This is a genomic window from Pseudomonas sp. USHLN015 (assembly GCF_037153275.1).
GTDB classification, from domain to species: Bacteria; Pseudomonadota; Gammaproteobacteria; order Pseudomonadales; family Pseudomonadaceae; genus Metapseudomonas; species Metapseudomonas tohonis.
Window position 1 is genome coordinate 1 of sequence record NZ_JBBCKP010000051.1, and the last position, 222, is coordinate 222.

Sequence of the window (222 nt, forward strand, 5' to 3'; positions counted from 1 at the left end):
CATCGGCGTCGCCGAGGTGGTCGAGGATGTCGCAGATCCAGCCGGCCAGCGCGACGCTCTGCTCTTCCTTGAAGCCACGGGTGGTGATGGCCGGGGTGCCGATGCGCACGCCGGAGGTGACGAAGGGCGATTGCGGGTCGTTGGGCACGGCGTTCTTGTTCACGGTGATGCCGGCGCGGCCCAGGGCGGCGTCGGCGTCCTTGCCGGTCAGGCCCTGCTTGA

The 222-nt window shown here is 69.8% G+C and carries 1 pseudogene; it reads right to left on the minus strand.

The window, feature by feature from the left end:
• Positions 1-222, minus strand: a pseudogene (glyA, locus tag WFQ67_RS30290) (serine hydroxymethyltransferase); the annotation flags it as partial.